Below are 15,950 nucleotides of genomic sequence, written 5' to 3'. Positions count from 1 at the left end.
TTGTGCGAATAAAACGTGTATATAATAGCGATTTAAAATTGTTCAAGCTGTAACAAAACGATTTTAAACGTCAGATTGTGTCGGATTAGTGATTTTAAGTAAGTTTTAACATGAATTTTCTATATTGCCCAAGCCTTTATCAATGCAATTTAAATACCATTAAGTAAAAAATAAATTCCTGAAATCGAGGATCGTATGTCGAAAACGTTGAAGATTTCTATCTCGGCTATTGTGCTGACTGCTTTAGCTTATTTAATTTTGTCGCCATATTTTGTGATTTATCAAATTCGACAAGCGGTAGAACGAGATGATGCGAATGCTGTCGCAAGTTATGTGGACTTTCCCAGTGTACGCCAGAGCTTCAAGGATCAATTCAATAATGAGCTGTTGCAAGAGTTTCCATCACGAGAAAATGAAGGCAGTTTTGTTGCATTAGGGGCCATGTTGGCATCTTCGATGGTCGATAAAATGGTGGGTTTGATGGTGACACCTCAAGGCATCTCTTTATTATTACAGGGCAAAAAGTTCAAAGAAGGTTTGTCTTTTCAAGGCGAATCGGCACGACAACCTCAAAATAAAACACTGACAAATCATCAAGATGATGCTGAGAAAGTGACTTATCACAGTCGTTATCAGTCATGGAATCAATTTAGCGTTGAAATAGATGATCCCAAAAATCAATCTTCAGTCAATTTAATCTTACATCGAGAGGGTTTGAGCTGGAGAGTCACGGAAATCATGTTACCTATCACGCAATTCAAATAGATCAGTGATAAATTGGAAAGCATTGCACTATAGAAAAGATCAGGAATAAGTAAAATGTTAGGAACGATTCTCGTTGCGTTGATTGCAGTATTACATGTTTATATTTTAGTGTTGGAAATGTTTTTATGGGATAAACCTTATGGTTTGAAAGCATTTGGCAATACACCCGAAAAAGCACAACTCACCAAAGTTCTGGCTCAAAATCAGGGTTTATATAATGGCTTTTTGGCGGCCGGTTTATTTTGGTCGCTTTGTGCTCCTGAAACGTATGCATTAGCGCTCGCCAATTTCTTTTTAGGTTGTGTATTGGTTGCAGGGATTTACGGTGGACTCACTGCCAGTAAAAAGATCATCTATATCCAAGCCGTACCTGCGTTGCTCGCGTTAATTGTGGTGAATGTTTTTTAGTCCAAAGATAAAAGTAGGCAGCGTCTCTAATTTATGCTTTAATGCGTCCAGTTTGAGATGAGCCTCATACAGTATATTGGCGATACAATATACGACTAAGCCCCTTAATTGGGGCTTTTTTACGCCCTTAATAAAGAGAGTCAAAGATTTATCAATATCAATTTGACGACGTAATTTGTAAGCATCGCAAGTGTTAGGTTAGAAGCTGTCATTTTCAGTCAGTTAAGCGAAATTAGTGCAAGAAATGCTTTGTTGATAATGAAATAAGTAAATTAAAATTAAAGACTTATAAATACAGAGTAATAATAATGTTAAAAAATCTGATTTTATTGTGCTGGGGGATCTGTGCAAGTTTTAGTCTATATGCGCAAGAAACAAAGATTACGGGATTTGATCAATTCTTCAATTTAGATGAGGAACATCATTATGAATTGGAATTAAAAAACTTAAATCCTAGCGCGCAAATCTGGACGGCATTTTATATTGTTGGCGTGCCTAAATCGGCAGGCATGCAGACCAAAGCTGATTTTACGGTAATGGGTGATGGTTTACTTTCACAAGTGCATCCGACAAATCCAACTGAAGTCATGAGCTTGATGGCAAATGATTTACCGATTCGTCAGAACTATTCTCTTAAATCATTTGATGATTTAGCCAGTGAAATTGAAAGCCAAACAGGTGTTAATATTCAAGATCCTGACGTAAATGGTGCAGCGAATGTCCGTGTATATGGACGTATTTTGGACTGGATTCCTGAATATAATTTGCAAAAGCCCGCTGTGATTTCTTTCGGTATTACAGATGCACAAGATTTTGATATTAAGGCAGCTTATGTCATTGTTGGTGAAGGAGAGAAAACCCCGCAGTTAATGCAGCTGAATATTCAGGAAAAAGCTGATCCAGAGCAAGTTCAGCAAGCATTTCAAGAGACCACCAGAAGTTCAGAGTTTAGATTAGCTCGCTTTGAGACCAAATTTTTAATCTTCTTTGTGATACTCGCAGCGACAATCTTTTTAAATTGGCACAGATTCCGCAGAGGTTAAGACAGAAAAAGTGCTTAAAAAGAAAAATATTAGGTGGTTGAATCTTTGGCTGATAGCAATTCGCTATTTGCACCTCGCTTGTTGAAGTGAGGTGCAATTTATGACTCGCTTAATCCAATCCTAACCATTGACGTTGTTGGTAAGCACTGTCCCAAAATAGCCATTCTAGTTTGGCTCCCATGGTATAAGCAGCGTGCATTTTGGCTAAGGTATCTTCATCACAACGCGCGGCCACTTTATCAATGGTTGCAATCACATTGCTTACGGCTGTATTGAATTCCTCTCCAGCATAGGTATCAATCCAAGCTTGGTAAGGGTTATTGGCAACCGATTTATCAACGATGTCTTTACCAACTTCTGCATAAATCCAGAAACAAGGTAACAGTGCTGCCAAAATCACAGGATAGCTTTCTGACCAAGCTGTTGCGGTGAGGAATGAAGTGTAGTGATGACAAGCGAGTGTTAATGGCGTTGATTCAAATTCTGTTTTGCTGACATTAAATTCCTGCATAAAATCGCTATGCAAACTACGTTCTACGATAATTGCGATTTTAGCGGCTTCAGAAAATTGAATAATATCATCAGCGTCATAGGCTTTTGCGGCAGCTACGGCAAGCGCACGACCATAAGCCACAAGATAATGTGCATCTTGAATTACATAATGACAAAAGACTTCACGGTTTAATGTGCCTGCTGTAAGTTCTTGATTAAAAGGAAGTGCAAGAATTTTTTGATATAAGTCTTGATTTCGTTGCCATACATCTTGTGAAAAAGTCATGCTTTGAACCTATAAAAAACATAAAAACGATTTTGGCAAAACTATAGCAGAGATCGTTGCAATCTCTATTCTTCTCACAACAACAGCAACAATCTTTTCTATCTTTCAGTCAAAACTCGCCTACAATAGTCTCATTTTTATCACTCGACGATTTCGAATAAAAGGCTGCTCATGAAGCATTTTCGTTTTTCAATTTTCTTTACAGTGGTGTGTTTAGCACTATCTGCCTACTGGGGCTATACGCATGGCCCAGAAGCAGGCGTGGCAACGATGCTGAAAGCATTGACGATTACTGCAATTTTGGCGGTGATGGAAGTTTCACTTTCTTTCGATAATGCGGTTGTGAATGCTTCAGTTTTACGTAACTGGGATCATTTCTGGAAAATGATTTTCTTAACGGTAGGTATTCTGGTTGCTGTCTTTGGTATGCGTTTAATTTTCCCTGTTGTGATTGTCGCGGTGACAGCAGATATGGGCATGATTGAAGTTGCGAAATTGGCTTTGAATGATCCAAAAACATACTCGGAACGTTTGATGGCACATCATGCTGAAATCTCGGCCTTTGGTGGCACTTTCTTACTGATGGTGTTCTTAAACTTCTTCTTTGATGACGGTAAAGAAACCCATTGGTTTAAATGGCTAGAGTCTAAACTTGCGCATCTCGCGAGTGTCCCTGCGATGTCGGTATTTCTCGCTTTGATTGCCATGATTATCATGGCAGCAAATGTTGATGAGTCTGCACGTTTGGCCGTGACGATGTCGGGTATTTGGGGAATTGTGGTCTATATTGGGGTACAAGTCCTGAGCCATTTATTAGGCGGCGAGCCAGAAATTGATGACGATGGTAATGCGGTTATGCATGATTCTAATGGTGCAGCCTCTGGGGTAGTGAAAGCCGGAATCGGTGGTTTCTTGTACCTTGAAGTACTTGATGCATCGTTTAGTTTTGATGGTGTGATTGGTGCATTTGCGATTACCAGTGATGTTGTGATCATCATGTTGGGTCTTGCGATTGGTGCGATCTTTGTGCGTTCGATGACGATTTATTTGGTCGAGAAAGGTACATTGGATGCATATATCTTCTTAGAACATGGTGCGCATTATGCTATCGGTGCTTTGGCATTCATTATGATTGCCAGTGGTACGGGCGTGCATGTTCCCGAAGTGGTGACAGGATTGATCGGTGTTGCGTTCATTGTTTGGGCGGTGATTGCGTCCATTCAATATAGTAAGCATGAACAGCGAATCTCTTAAGTTTGCTTTCAGTTTAATGATCTAAGATCAGAAAAAGGGACGGAAACGTCCCTTTTGATTTTTTAGCTTGTGATTTTTTCAGCGCATTCTAAGCGAATGGCTTATAATTCGCTGAGCCAGTAATAGTGTCTTGCCAATGATGAATGCTTTAGAACGCCGTTCAACCTTTGCCTTAAGTAGCATTTTTGCCTTACGCATGTTGGGCTTGTTCATGATTATTCCTGTCTTTTCAGTTGCAGGGCAGTCTTATCAATATGCAACGCCAGCATTAATTGGTTTAGCTGTGGGGGTTTATGGTTTAACGCAAGCTATTTTGCAAATCCCATTTAGCTTGTTGGCAGATCGTTTTAGTCGTAAACCTTTGGTGGTGTTAGGACTATTACTATTCGCCCTCGGTGGTACGATTGCTGGGATGTCGGATACGATTTATGGTGTGATTATCGGGCGTGCTGTTGCGGGTGCGGGTGCTGTTTCTGCTGTGGTGATGGCACTGCTTGCAGATGTTACTCGCGAGGAGCAACGCACTAAAGCGATGGCTGCCATGGGTATGAGTATTGGTTTGTCATTTGTGGTGGCATTTAGTCTAGGGCCTTGGCTCACCAGTTTAGTTGGGATTTCTGGACTCTTTTTCGTGACCACGATTATGGGCTTGGCTGCAATTTTAATGTTGTTGTTAGTGCCGAAAGTAACACGTCATCACAAGAATTTTCAGCAAGGTTATTTATCTCAACTCAAACAAGTCATACAAATTAGCGACTTAAACCGGTTGCATGTTTCTGTCTTTTCACTGCATTTATTATTAACAGCGATGTTTATTTATGTGCCTTCGCAGTTGATTGAATACGCACAGATTCCACTGGCAAAGCATGGTTTAGTCTATTTGCCATTGTTGTTAATTAGTTTATTTTTTGCTTTTCCAAGCATCATCATTGCTGAAAAATATCGCAAGATGCGTGGCATTTTCTTAACTGCGATTGCAGGCATTATTGCAGGTTTATTGATCCTGATTTTTGGCTATGAATCTAAATATGTACTACTGGCAGGATTAGGTATTTTCTTTATTGCATTTAATGTGATGGAAGCACTTTTACCATCGTGGTTATCGAAATCTGCACCCATTCAATCGAAAGCAACTGCGATGGGAATTAACGCAAGTAGCCAATTCCTAGGTGCATTCTTCGGCGGTACGTTGGGTGGTCAATTGTTAATGTTACACAACACCTCGCTTGGGTGGAGTGTGTTGGCTGGTATTGCTATAATTTGGTTGCTCGTAAGCTTTGGGCTGGCTCAGCCGAGATATTTGTCTTCGATTGTACTGCGTTTACCTGAAGCGCAACAAACAGATGAATGGACTTCAAAATTACTGGCGATTCGTGGTATTGAAGAAGTGGTGGTGATGTCTGAACAACAAGTTGCTTATATAAAGGTCGATAAACATCAAATTGATGATTCTGCGCGACAAGATTTAACGCACTTGTTAGGGAAAGAGGTAGCCATTTAAGCATAACTCTTATAAAGTAAAACATAGAAATAGATAGGACGTAGATAAGCTAATGCGTGGTGTAAATAAAGTAATTTTAGTCGGAACTTTGGGTCGTGATCCTGAAACAAAAACTTTTCCAAATGGTGGATCTTTAACTCAGTTTTCGATTGCAACAAGTGAGTCTTGGACAGATAAAAGCACGGGTGAACGTAAAGAACAAACGGAATGGCACCGTATCGTGTTGCACAACCGTTTAGGTGAAATTGCACAACAATATTTACGTAAAGGTTCGAAGGTTTATATCGAAGGTTCATTGCGTACACGTCAATGGACAGATCAAAATGGTCAAGAGCGTTACAGCACGGAAATCCGTGGTGATCAAATGCAAATGCTTGATTCACGTCAACAAGGTGAGCAAGGTTTTGCTGGCGGTAACGATTTCAACCAACCGCGTTTTAATAACAATAATAGTAATCAGGGCGGTGGTTACCAGAACACAGGTTATAACAACAATAATCAAAATGGTTATGGTCAAGGTGGCAATTTTAGTGGTGGAAATCAGGGCAATTATGCAGGCAGTCCACAAGCAGGTAATGGTTTTAATACGCCAAAAGCTGCACCTCAACCTGCTGCTGCTCCAGCTGACTTAGATGATGATTTACCGTTCTGACACCTACTAGAGACCATGTTTTGTAAAGTTTATAAAATTATTCTTTATTAGTAGTTAGTTACAAATAAAATTTACAGATACCAGAAATGGTTCTGTAAATTTTTTTACTTATATCTTATGATGGCTTTGGTGCACAAACCTATTCATAACGGCTTCTTCAGCAATATAATTTCCAGATGAAGAAGCCTGCGCCTAAAATCTACCGTACAACCAATTGGCCCTCGTATAACAAAGCTTTAATCAAGCGAGGAAATATTTCAATCTGGTTTGATCCTAAGACCCAATGGTATGCACAGCCACAAGGCAAGCATGGGCGAAATCAAACTTATTCAGATACAGCCATACAATGCTACTTAATGATTAAATCCCTGTTCAGATTGACCTTACGTATGGTCACAGGCTTTGTCTAAAGTCTAATTAAAATATCTGGTTTAGATTGGAACGCGCCAGATTACTCAACCTTTTGCAGAAGACAAAAGAATATTGTTAATTCTACGGGTAAGAAACTTTTAGATGAAGGTGAATAGAAACGTAAGAAACATCAGCATGAATATCGTAGACAATCCCATAAACTGCAATAGGTATAGATGCTAAGACCCTTCAAATACGTGCTGTTCAGCTTACAACAAATAATGAGAGTGATTCACAAGTGTTAGATGAGTTGCTTAAACAAATCCCACAAGTTGAACATATTGACTGCATCTATACCGATGGTGCTTATGATACCAAGCAATGTCAGCAGATCATTGCGGATCGGCAAGTCTATGCTGTCATACCGCCAAGAAAGAATGCGAAGCCTTGGAAGGATACAAAGTCCCATTCGCTACAAAGAATGAACTGTTTCGGACGGTTAAGCATTTAAGAAGAACTATTTGGAAAAATGGTCTGGATATCACCTTTGAAATTTGGTAGAAATCAAGATGTATTGCATCAAATTATTGGGAGATAAACTCAGTGCAAGGAGTTTTTGATAGTCCGGTCAATGAAATCCATGTATATATCCGTGTTAAATAAATTTACATAGTTAGGTCGAACTCGCACCCAAGTTGTACCCTGAATTATTTAGGTTAGGGGGGGAATTGGTCTTTGAAATTTTTGTGCAGCAAAGCTCGAATCAGTTAATAAATTGATAAAATTTTTTTCGAAAGGCGTTAAGAAAGGCTCTCTAATTTATTTAAGAAACTCATAAATATTAGAATTTAAGCACTCAAGCCAATCCATTAATTCAATAATATCGATTCTTCGATCAAAATTCTCTATTTTTGCTACATATGACTGAGGCTTTTTTAAACGTGAAGCTAGTTCTACCTGAGTAACTTCTTTTAACTCACGTATTCGAATAAGTTTTTCAATTAGCTGTTTATAGCGAGGATCATGTATTGAGCTCATAACTCGACATGATGTACTATTTTTTAATATATCCCAAAATAGGATATTTTTAGTTTTGGAGATAGTGTTTATCTATGAATATAAATTTTCAACTTAAGTGCAATTCTCTAGACACTTTATCAAACCAAACATTCTCTAACTCTAAGTTCAAAATATTCGAGCAGAATTTATGAAATTTTCACTTGAATATAAGCCTAAAATATTTTATTAAAAATCTAAATTATTTTAGGTAGCTAATAAGTTAAAACTTGATATTAGTGGATGCTGATAATTTTGCATACAAATATTAATTTAATGATTCAAAAAGATATTTGCGATTTAATTAAACAATTAAAATCTTTAGAGGTTGAGAATTTCCATTTCCATAGAATATAAAAGTTTAAATCAGAATACATGTAATTTATTTCAGGAGTTAAGCATATATAAAAAGCATCTTATAAAATTTCCTAAGTGATCTAAACTGATTAATCGTTTTAAAGATTAAAAATTCAGAAATTCACCTTAAAGATATGAGCTAAAAGCTTTGAGGAATTTATTAGAAGCTCAATAGGAGCAGGCCAATCTTATGGTAATCCCCCCTAAAAATAAAAGAATCAATATGATATTGCTGGCCGAGCAAACATTTATTTGATATTTTGGATGAAGTACAAGATTATTCAACGAGTTGGCTGTGGTACGATAATTATGAAAGACCCCACCAAGCTAACAAAGGAAAGCCACCTTTAATGGCTGCTTAACCTCTACTATTTTACTTCGGTTATTTATGGGAGGATTACCCAAAAATTGGATATAGAAGAATTTTCGATAGATTTGAACTTCGCTTATAAGGAATTAAGCATTTGATCACTGACAATACGCCCATTGTTTAAAGCAATAATACGATCTACAGAAGAAATTGTTTCAGGACGATGAGCAATAATGATTCTAGTAATTTGAAGGGATTTAATCATTTCGTTAATCTCTTTTTCTTTCACAATATCTAAATGACTTGTTGCCTCATCTAGAAATAGAATTTTAGGCTTTCTATACAATGCTCTTGCCAATAATATCCTTTGTTTCTGTCCTCCAGACAAAATATTCCCCATATCGCCCACTAATGTTTGATATCCCATAGGCATCATCATAATTTCATCATGTATTGATGCCATTTTTGCGCACTCTTCAACCCATTCTTGTTGAATAATATCATCAAAGAAACTAATATTCTCTAAAATGGAGCCAGCAAATAACATATCATCTTGGGCAACATAGGCGATGAATTGCTTTAATGTATTAGAACCAATTTTGGTTATATTTTGACCACCAATTTTTATTTCACCTCGCTCAGGTTTTAAATTGCCTAATAATAGATTTATTAGTGTTGATTTACCACAGCCTGTAGAACCAACTATCGCTACAGATTGCCCCTCAGGAATATTAAAGTTAATACCATGGATAATCCATGGTTCATCTTCTGAATATCTAAACTTCAATGATCTTACATCAACTCCTGTTTTTTGTTGTTCTGGAAATTCTGGAGAATGTAAATAGCTATTAGGTATTTCTTGATCTGTTAGAACAATATCTGCTAAACGTTCACCATGTAAATTAAGCATTTTTACTTCGACTAGCTTATTAATAAGTGAACTTACTCGGCTTCCAAACTGATTTTTATACGCGATAAAAGCCATTAATATTCCAACGGTAAATTCTCCTTTGATAGTTAGAGTTGCACCTATCCATATAATGATAATATTTTGTAACCCGAATAATAATTTATTTACGAACTCAAACATTAGATTGAGTTTTTGTGTGGTCAATTCGCTATTAATTTGGTTAATAAACAAAGCTAACCATGTTGTTTGTCTATAATCTTGTTTTTCAAACTGTTTGATAGTTTTTATACCACGCATTGTTTCCATAAAATGTGTGTTTTGTTTTGCAGCATGCACAATCTGATCTTCTGTAGCGCGTCTTAAGGGGTAATACCAAATCCAACGTATGGAAGCATACAGCAACATTGTAATTACCACGATCCATGCCAGTTTTACGCTATATATAAACATTAAAATTAATGTAAATATTGTCATTAGACCATCAAGAATAGCTGTAATAAAAGAGGTTGTTAGCGTTCTTTGAATGGTATCAATTGAGCTAAATCTAGAAATAATATCGCCCAAATGACGTTTCTGAAAAAAACTTGTTGGCAAGTTAACTAAATGGTGGAAAATATTAGCTTTCCACTGTACATTTAGGGTAGTTGCCATATGCATAACTACCCAAGCTTGCAACAAGCTAATCAGACTGCTTAAAACAATTAACAGTCCAAAACCGATTGCCAAGGTTGTGAGCAAATTAAAATCCGCAGAAACGATAGCATGATCAATGACCCATTGCATAAAGAATGGGCTAATAAGAGAAAATATCTCAAGTACTAAAGCAAGAATAAGAATTTGCCCGAAAGATTTCCATAATCCTCTAATTTCCCCAAATAGTTTAAAAATACGAATATTTTTTTTATCTTTTTTTTCTTCAAAATTTGAATCTGGCCATAACTCTAAACCAATCCCAGTAAAATGTATTGAGGTTTGATTATAGGTAAGTTCTTTCTCTCCATAAGCCGGATCTATAATCGTTACTTTAGTTGAGGATACATTTTTGAGTACTACAAAGTGGTTCAAATCCCAATGTAAAATGCAAGGTAGTCTTAATTTATTTAGTTCTTCAAGTTCAAGCTTAAGTGGGCGTGTGGTAAGATGTAGCTTATTAGCGATCTTAACCAAAGTTGTAAGTGTTGCTCCTTTTTGAGAAATAGAGTATCTCTGTCTGAAAGTTAGAAGATCTGATTCATAACCATAATAGCTAGCAATCATAGCGAGACAAGCGAGTCCACATTCTGATGATTCAGTTTGTAATATTACAGGAACTTTTCGACTAAGACCTAAAGATAAACGATCCAGATACTGCACTATAGTTTTCCTGTAATACTAAATAATGGTTCTAGGACCCATTCATACAATTTACGTTCTTCGTGCATAATATCGCCTTCAATAGTCATTCCCACTTGTAATGGTTTATCTTGACCATATGCTCTTACCATTTGTTTATCGAGTTTCGCTCTTACTAAATATATAGGCTCATTATTAATTTGTTCTTGTGGCGAAATATTTCCAATCGTTTGTAAATCTTGACTGGCTAGTGCAGTTTTTGCTACAGATACAATCTGTGCTTTTGCGTGACCAAACTTTTGATAAGGATAAGCTTGATAACGTAACAATACCTGATCCCCCTTTTTAATAAATCCAATTGCTCTACTAGGTACATAAAGTTGTGCAATTAATGGTGCATTTTCAGGTAGAATCGTCAATAATGGTTTGGATAAGTCAACAAACTGTCCAACTTCAGCATTAATGGTGCCTATAACGCCTGATACGTTAGCTTGTATGGCAATATGCTGTTTAGATTGTATTTCGATTAATTCTTGAGTATTACTCGATAACAAACGTTCTAATTGCTCATTCTCATTATTCTGCCTATTTTCCAGTCCAGATAAGCTAATTTTCTGTTCCATTAACTGTTTTTCTAATGATACTTTTTCACGTTCTAATGACTCAAGTTGAGCTAACTGATCAAGATAATTTATTTTTCTTGCTTCAAATTCTTCATGAGAAATTGCATTTTCATGAAGTATATTACGATACCGCTGTTGATTTTTATTTGCTAGTTTTACACGTTCTCGCTGATTAGCGATTAAATTATCAACTTTAACTAAAGTCCCTTTAAGTAGATTAATCTGATTATTGACTGTTCGTTTCTCATCTTGATGAATAAAACGCATTCGTGCGATTTCATTTCGAATAGATTGTTCTTTTAATTGTGTTTGTTTAGCTAAAGCATCAGCAATATTGCCTTGTTCGCCATAACTTGCTGTTGAAATAGTAAAAAGAATATCGCCTTTTTTTACTATTTGTCCTTCATACACATTTTTTTTAAGGATTATACCTGTTTGTGTTGTATATACCTGTATTAAACCTGATAGTGGAATTAATTGACCTTGCACAGTACTACGTTTAGTGTAAGTTCCCCAAATTACAAAAGACACAATAACCAAAGTAAAACATAATGAGCAAATCGTCAAAACGGTAAAGCTAAATGGACGGGACAAAATAATATCACCCATCCATTTTGTTTTTTTAGCATCAAGGACTTCTTTGCGAAATAGATTATTAACTGGAGAGTTCATTTTTAAAAAAATAAATAATTTAAAATGGAAGATAAGTGTTCGCTATAAAGTTGAAATTTCAATTATTTCCCCGTGCTGTTGGAATTGCGTTGTTTAAATATGACTAGACTATATTTCGCAAATCACATCATTAAATATTAAAGATTCAATAAAATCCTTTAACTTACCCTCTTCAATATAATTTTCACAAGTTAACTTGATTAACTCATCTTTTGTAAGTAAATTTTCTTCAATTAAGTCAAATATTATTTTTGATTTAGCGTCAATTTTTATTTTTATTCCATTAATTAATAAATCATTATTAGAATTTGAAATTGAATAAGAAGTATTTAAGAGTAATATTCCATTTTTTTTGTTTTTGGTTTTCTTAACTTTATTGCTAATATTAGATAATATAAACGGAGATATCACTTTATCTTGCTCAACTTGTGCGGTCTTGAATTTATTAATATTATCTATGCTATTTAAGACATCCAAAACATCAGTCTCTGTAAATTTATCTATAGGTTGAGTTGTAAAACTTTTCCTAAAATTCACATTGTTTACAAAAACATTCCCAGAACACCATGTTAAATAATCTGTAATATGAGCTGTGTGAACTCCAACAGCTATATGAAAAGTTTCTTCTTGTTCAATAGGTAGCGCCTCATGCCACCATCCACGTGGGATATACAATATATCACCAACTTCCAATATTTCATCAAAAATAGGAGTATTAGGGCATTCGTGCTTACGATCTTTACTTGTTTGATTTTGTAATGGGAGTGGGAATGTGGGTGCAAATAATTTCCATCGTTTTCGACCAATAAGTTGAATTGCAAAAACATCATGTGTATCCCAATGTTTTGCAAAAGTTCCATTTCCACCAAATGCAATATAACCATTTGCAACAGCCTTTTCTTTCACAAAGTGTGAAATAGCTTTTGTTATCTTATTAATTTTTGTTGATTTAGTATCTATTCTATTTAATACTAAAGTTGCTCCATTTAACATTAAATCATTAAATGAATCTTTTATAATTCTTTTTCTATACATACCTACGTCATAGAAATCTTCTGTATAGGATGTTGGGTCTATTTTTCCATCCTTAAATAAATGGATAGTTCCATCATTTATGTTCCAACTAAATAACATTTCATCAACGTCATCCCAAGTTAGTCCATTAGCGTTGAATACATTTTTTTCAAAATAAAAATTTTTTTCGAAGTATTGGGAGAAAAATAAGTCTCTAGATAACGTTAAGAAATTCATTACATCACTTTTAAATATAATAAAGTCTTATTTTAACAATAAGACTTATTGTAGAAATTACAGGGCTATATGTTTAGATCAACTAAAGTAACCAAATAAAGCCATCAAGCATACTACTAATAATATGATTAAAACTATTATAGAAATAGTCTTGGCTACTTTTTTATTGCGGATAAACTTTGAACTGTATATCAAAATTAGGCTAAGTATTATAACTAAGGGGGCGAAAAACGCTGATGAAATAGTTACCATTTTTTTATATCCTATTTATCCATCACCATCTTCTGATGAGTTTCCATTGTTTGTAATAGGACATATAATTTGCCCAGCTGCTTGCCCAGCTGCTGCTCCTAATCCAAAGCCTACAGCGCCTCCTAATAATGCACCGATTACAGCACCAGCTCCTGTCATGCCAGAAACGCATTGAGTCTCTGTATATGCTCCGCCGCTAATGATATTCATATCATTTATGGTAAGCTCTTTCATTATTTGATCCTTTTAACTTAAAAAATAAAAAATTAAATAAAACATTTGTTAGAGAATTTTATTTAGGAGAAAATTTGGATTTTATATATTTATTCATCTCCATCTTCACTACTTTGATTATTAGTGATAGGTGCACAGATAATGCCACCTACAATATTTCCAATTGTTGCCCCAACACCTACTCCAGCTGGATTTCTTGTTGCGATACCACCTACAACACCACCAACTATTGTAGCAGCCCCTACACATTGACTTTCAGTCATTCCACCACTGATTACACTATATTCAAAAATTGAAAGCTCGCGCATATTATCCCTCAGTAAAAAATAATTATTAAGAAAATTGAATAACTTATTGCTTGGTTATTTCGCTTTAAATTTTATTTAAGCTACTTCTATTTAACAATACTGAAAATCAAAATTTGAGCAAAAAATAATCTTAATTTTTCTAAGCAATTGTTTTTAATTTAAATAAAAACATAAATAATAGTCTGTATACTGCTTTAAATTCCTTATAGGTTTATATACTTCGAGATATCTGTTAAGATTTATTTAATAAAAATTAATATAATTAATAATCAATTAACATTTCTTGTATTTTAATTTTAGTAGTTTTATTGGGCTCTGTTGCACAAAGGTTTGAAAGACAATGCTACCCTAATTGAGATAAATTCAAGTGACAACTTGGGTATGAGGTAGACCTGATTCTGTGAATTTATTCAAAACTGCTATACGTGTATGAATCTCATTTACTTGGTTTTGAAAGTTTCCAGTACTGAGCTTATTGTCTAGTCATTTGATGCAGTGTATCTTGATTTCAACCAAACTTCGCCGATGATAGCCAGACCATTTTTTCCATAGCGTCTTGCTGAAACGTTAAACTGCTCGAAGTAGTTCATTTCGCTCTCGCGAATGAACTTTTATGTCTTTCCAAGGCTTTGTATTTTTTCTAGGCGGAATCACCGCATTTGTTTATCGATCTGCAATGAGCTGACGGCATTGTTTTGTGTCATATGCACCATCTGTATAGAATGAATCAATTTGTTCATCCAACGGAATTTGATCAAGTAAATCCACATGACTTGCGAATCACTCTATATATTGCATACGGTGGTAGAGTAGACACTACAGGTTCAAAACTGTTTCTACGTAAATATAGGAGTTGTATTTGGTAAAAAATTAACAGTAAAGGAATTATTCTGATCGATATCGAATATGTTTATAATAAATTTTGTTACACTTTATGCATTAGAGTATATTTAATTTATTTTAGTTGTTAGTTACTGATTAATATTAATTAATTTATGTTATAGTGTTTTTGTGATGAGCAATGTAATTTTAGTCGGAACTTTGGGTCGTGATCCTGAAACAAAAACTTTTCCAAATGGTGGATCTTTAACTCAGTTTTCGATTGCAACAAGTGAGTCTTGGACAGATAAAAGCACGGGTGAACGTAAAGAACAAACGGAATGGCACCGTATCGTGTTGCACAACCGTTTAGGTGAAATTGCACAACAATATTTACGTAAAGGTTCGAAGGTTTATATCGAAGGTTCATTGCGTACACGTCAATGGACAGATCAAAATGGTCAAGAGCGTTACAGCACGGAAATCCGTGGTGATCAAATGCAAATGCTTGATTCACGTCAACAAGGTGAGCAAGGTTTTGCTGGCGGTAACGACTTCAACCAACCGCGTTTTAATAACAATAATAGTAATCAGGGCGGTGGTTACCAGAACACAGGTTATAACAACAATAATCAAAATGGTTATGGGCAACAAGGCGGTAACTACGCAGGTAGTCCGCAAGCTGGAAATGGTTTTAATACACCTAAATCATCGCCACAGCCTGCGGCAGCACCAGCTGATTTAGATGATGATTTACCGTTCTAAGACTTGGAACTAAATCTAAAAAGCCTCTTTTCAAATCTTGGAAAGAGGCTTTTTTATGTGCATCACATTTTTAGCGTAAAACAAAATAAGACTTAAGTTATGGATCAATAATGATTCGCTTTCAATAAAAAGAACCAATCTATAGATCATAAAATATGTAATAAATTTTGATTTTATCGGTATTTAGTTGGTTGATTTTAAATATAAAAATAGCTACTCATTATTTCATTGAAAAATATAAAGCTAGCCAGTGTTGCACATAATTTTTACAATTGGCTCTCTCCTTTATCATAAAAATGGCTCTCGTTT

General features: G+C 35.3%; 14 protein-coding genes and 3 pseudogenes. 9 read left to right on the top strand and 8 right to left on the bottom strand.

The window, feature by feature from the left end:
* The first annotated feature begins 195 nt into the window (after positions 1–195).
* The 3 genes from F959_RS04710 (at position 196) to F959_RS04700 (ending at position 2,216) form a co-directional block, all read left to right on the top strand.
* A complete protein-coding gene (locus F959_RS04710; protein WP_004878003.1) occupies positions 196–765 on the top strand; it encodes a DUF2939 domain-containing protein in 570 nt (189 codons plus the stop codon).
* Between the two features lie 54 nt (positions 766–819).
* On the top strand, positions 820–1,173 hold the full coding sequence (locus F959_RS04705) for a DUF1304 domain-containing protein (protein WP_004878002.1): 354 nt from the start codon (positions 820–822) through the stop codon (positions 1,171–1,173).
* Between the two features lie 308 nt (positions 1,174–1,481).
* On the top strand, positions 1,482–2,216 hold the full coding sequence (locus F959_RS04700; RefSeq protein ID WP_004878000.1) for a hypothetical protein: 735 nt from the start codon (positions 1,482–1,484) through the stop codon (positions 2,214–2,216).
* A gap of 109 nt (positions 2,217–2,325) precedes the next feature.
* On the opposite strand, the gene tenA is transcribed toward F959_RS04700, so the two are convergent.
* Positions 2,326–2,994, bottom strand: a complete 669-nt coding sequence (tenA, locus tag F959_RS04695) for a thiaminase II (protein ID WP_004877998.1) — start codon at positions 2,992–2,994, stop codon at positions 2,326–2,328.
* Positions 2,995–3,165: 171 nt separating this feature from the next.
* Between tenA and F959_RS04690 the strand changes: the two genes are divergently transcribed.
* The 4 genes and pseudogenes from F959_RS04690 to F959_RS04675 all read left to right on the top strand — a co-directional run bounded on the left by F959_RS04690 (position 3,166) and on the right by F959_RS04675 (position 7,425).
* A complete protein-coding gene (locus F959_RS04690) occupies positions 3,166–4,248 on the top strand; it encodes a DUF475 domain-containing protein (RefSeq protein ID WP_004877997.1) in 1,083 nt (360 codons plus the stop codon).
* Positions 4,249–4,384: 136 nt separating this feature from the next.
* The gene (locus F959_RS04685; protein WP_035311978.1) at positions 4,385–5,749 is read left to right on the top strand and encodes an MFS transporter; all 1,365 of its coding nucleotides are present in this window, start codon (positions 4,385–4,387) and stop codon (positions 5,747–5,749) included.
* Positions 5,750–5,801: 52 nt separating this feature from the next.
* Positions 5,802–6,401, top strand: a complete 600-nt coding sequence (gene ssb, locus F959_RS04680; RefSeq protein WP_004877993.1) for a single-stranded DNA-binding protein — start codon at positions 5,802–5,804, stop codon at positions 6,399–6,401.
* Positions 6,402–6,577: 176 nt separating this feature from the next.
* Positions 6,578–7,425 (top strand): annotated as a pseudogene (locus F959_RS04675) (IS5 family transposase).
* A 146-nt stretch (positions 7,426–7,571) separates the two neighbouring features.
* On the opposite strand, the gene F959_RS04670 reads toward F959_RS04675, so the two are convergent.
* Positions 7,572–7,790, bottom strand: coding sequence for a helix-turn-helix domain-containing protein (locus F959_RS04670; protein ID WP_004877991.1), 219 nt, complete (start codon positions 7,788–7,790; stop codon positions 7,572–7,574).
* A gap of 602 nt (positions 7,791–8,392) precedes the next feature.
* Here F959_RS04670 and F959_RS16635 point away from each other — a divergent pair.
* Positions 8,393–8,527: pseudogene (locus F959_RS16635) on the top strand (IS3 family transposase); the annotation flags it as partial.
* 84 nt (positions 8,528–8,611) lie between these two features.
* Here the strand turns inward: F959_RS16635 and F959_RS04665 are convergent.
* The 6 genes and pseudogenes from F959_RS04665 to F959_RS16425 all read right to left on the bottom strand — a co-directional run.
* Complete coding sequence (locus tag F959_RS04665; RefSeq protein ID WP_004877989.1) at positions 8,612–10,738, bottom strand: peptidase domain-containing ABC transporter; 2,127 nt, start codon at positions 10,736–10,738, stop codon at positions 8,612–8,614.
* The gene (locus tag F959_RS04660) at positions 10,738–12,012 is read right to left on the bottom strand and encodes an HlyD family secretion protein (RefSeq protein ID WP_004877987.1); all 1,275 of its coding nucleotides are present in this window, start codon (positions 12,010–12,012) and stop codon (positions 10,738–10,740) included. Before F959_RS04660 ends, F959_RS04665 begins: the two co-directional genes overlap by 1 nt.
* Before the next feature lie 108 nt (positions 12,013–12,120).
* A complete protein-coding gene (locus F959_RS04655) occupies positions 12,121–13,263 on the bottom strand; it encodes a JmjC domain-containing protein (protein ID WP_004877985.1) in 1,143 nt (380 codons plus the stop codon).
* Between the two features lie 267 nt (positions 13,264–13,530).
* Positions 13,531–13,749 (bottom strand): hypothetical protein, encoded by a 219-nt coding sequence (locus F959_RS04650; RefSeq protein ID WP_004877983.1) that lies wholly within the window; start codon positions 13,747–13,749, stop codon positions 13,531–13,533.
* 89 nt (positions 13,750–13,838) lie between these two features.
* A complete protein-coding gene (locus tag F959_RS04645; protein WP_004877981.1) occupies positions 13,839–14,057 on the bottom strand; it encodes a hypothetical protein in 219 nt (72 codons plus the stop codon).
* Between the two features lie 363 nt (positions 14,058–14,420).
* A pseudogene (locus F959_RS16425) lies at positions 14,421–14,842 on the bottom strand (IS5 family transposase); the annotation flags it as partial.
* Positions 14,843–15,071: 229 nt separating this feature from the next.
* Here F959_RS16425 and ssb (F959_RS04635) point away from each other — a divergent pair.
* Positions 15,072–15,641 (top strand): single-stranded DNA-binding protein, encoded by a 570-nt coding sequence (gene ssb / locus F959_RS04635; protein WP_004877979.1) that lies wholly within the window; start codon positions 15,072–15,074, stop codon positions 15,639–15,641.
* Positions 15,642–15,950: the final 309 nt, after the last annotated feature.

This window comes from Acinetobacter venetianus RAG-1 = CIP 110063, assembly GCF_000368585.1.
In the GTDB taxonomy this organism is placed as follows: Bacteria; Pseudomonadota; Gammaproteobacteria; order Pseudomonadales; family Moraxellaceae; genus Acinetobacter; species Acinetobacter venetianus.
Note: the sequence above shows the minus strand (reverse complement) of the source record. Positions and strands in the feature narration are given on the sequence as shown.